Origin of the sequence: Streptomyces anatolicus, assembly GCF_019400875.1 — a bacterium.
GTDB lineage: Bacteria > Actinomycetota > Actinomycetes > Streptomycetales > Streptomycetaceae > Streptomyces > Streptomyces anatolicus.
This window is the reverse complement of record NZ_WMBF01000754.1, coordinates 1-1,965: the sequence shown is the minus strand read 5'-3', so window position 1 is coordinate 1,965 and position 1,965 is coordinate 1. Positions and strand designations below refer to the sequence as shown.

Sequence of the window (1,965 nt, the reverse complement as noted above, 5' to 3'; positions counted from 1 at the left end):
TCCCCGGGGCGGGCGGCCCCGGAGGCGGGGACAACCCGTTCGCCGCGATGTTCGGTTCCATGAACCCGAACGACCTGGGGGCCGCCTTCCAGCAGCTGGGCCAGATGCTCTCGTACGAGGGCGGTCCGGTGAACTGGGACATGGCCAAGGACATCGCCCGCCAGACCGTCTCCCAGGGCACGGCGGACGGCACCAAGGACGCCAGCGTCGGCCCCGCCGAGCGCTCGGCGGTCGAGGAGGCCGTACGCCTTGCCGACCTGTGGCTGGACGACGCGACGTCGCTGCCGTCCGGGTCCGGCACGGCCGTGGCGTGGAGCCGCGCCGAGTGGGTCGAGGCGACCCTGCCGGTGTGGAAGGAGCTGGTCGACCCGGTCGCCGAGCGCGTGGGCCTCGCCATGGGCGATGTGCTCCCCGAGGAGATGCAGGCCATGGCGGGCCCGCTGATCGGCATGATGCGCTCCATGGGCGGCGCCATGTTCGGCCAGCAGATCGGCCAGGCCGTCGGCGTGCTGGCCGGTGAGGTCGTCGGCTCCACGGACATCGGTCTGCCGCTGGGCCCCTCCGGGAAGGCCGCGCTGCTCCCGGTGAACATCGAGAACTTCGGCAAGGACCTGGGCGTCGACAAGGACGAGGTGCGGCTGTACCTGGCGCTGCGCGAGGCCGCCCACCAGCGGCTCTTCGCCCACGTGCCGTGGCTGCGCTCGCATCTGTTCGGCGCCGTCGAGGGGTACGCGCGCGGGATCAAGGTCGACACGGCCAAGCTGGAGGACGTCGTCGGCCAGCTCGACCCGCAGAACCCCGAGCAGCTTCAGGAAGCGCTCCAGCAGGGCATGTTCCAGCCGGAGGACACCCCGGCCCAGAAGGCCGCTCTGGCCCGCCTGGAGACGGCTCTCGCACTCGTCGAGGGCTGGGTGGACGCGGTGGTGCACGCCGCGGCCAAGCCCCGCCTGTCGTCCGCCGACGCCCTCCGGGAGACGCTGCGCCGCCGCCGTGCGACGGGCGGCCCCGCGGAGCAGACGTTCGCGACGCTGATCGGCCTGGAGCTGCGCCCGCGCCGGCTGCGGGACGCCTCGCGTCTGTGGGCCTCGCTCACGGACGCGCGCGGTGTCGACGGCCGCGACGGCCTGTGGGAGCACCCGGACATGCTGCCGACGGCCTCGGACCTGGACGACCCGGACGGCTTCGTCCACCGCGAGCAGATGGACTTCTCCGAGCTGGACAAGATGCTCGGCGAGGCGGCGGGCGGCGGCTCCTCGGCTAAGCCGGACCTCAAGAAGGACGAGGGCGACGAGGGCGACGAGGACAGCGGTAAGTGAGTCTCTACGACGACACGGTCCTCGTACTGAAGAAGTACGAGGACCAGCCCGAGCTGCGCCAGGCCTATCTGGACCACCTGTCGGCGCACGGCGAGGCCGGCATGTGGAAGGCGTGCACCGCGGGCCATGTGACGGCGAGCGCCCTGGTCGTCGACCCGTCACGCGGCCGCGTGCTGCTGACCCTGCACCGGAAGCTGCGGATGTGGCTCCAGATGGGCGGCCACTGCGAACCGGGCGACACGTCGCTGGCCCTGGCCGCGCTGCGTGAGGCCACCGAGGAGTCCGGCGTGCCGGGCCTGACGCTGCTTCCGGGCGGCCCCGTGCGCCTGGACCGCCACCCGATCCCGGGCCCGTGCACCCAGCACCTCGACGTGCAGTACGCGGCACTCGCCCCGTCCGACGCGGTCGAGGCGATCAGCGACGAGTCCCTGGACCTGCGCTGGTTCGCCTACGACGAGGTGGCGGACGTGGCCGACGAATCGGTCGTACGCCTGGTGAAGGCGACGCGGGCACGCCTGTAGGCGCCCCGAAGGGGCGCGGGGAACTGCGCGACCAGCCACATACGGCCCGCGGTTCCCCGCGCTCCTGAGCCCCGCGGGGCTCAACTCCAGACGTTCCCCTGGTTCTGCCCCCGGGCCCCTTGCTGGCC

General features: G+C 72.8%; 2 protein-coding genes. Both read left to right on the top strand.

Annotated elements, in window-relative coordinates; all coding sequences use genetic code 11:
• A partial coding sequence (locus tag GKQ77_RS32165; protein ID WP_219692659.1) for a zinc-dependent metalloprotease occupies positions 1 to 1,316 on the top strand: 1,316 nt, incomplete at its 5' end.
• Complete coding sequence (locus tag GKQ77_RS32160; RefSeq protein ID WP_219692658.1) at positions 1,313 to 1,837, top strand: NUDIX hydrolase; 525 nt, start codon at positions 1,313 to 1,315, stop codon at positions 1,835 to 1,837. The genes GKQ77_RS32165 and GKQ77_RS32160, both read left to right, overlap by 4 nt.
• Positions 1,838 to 1,965: the final 128 nt, after the last annotated feature.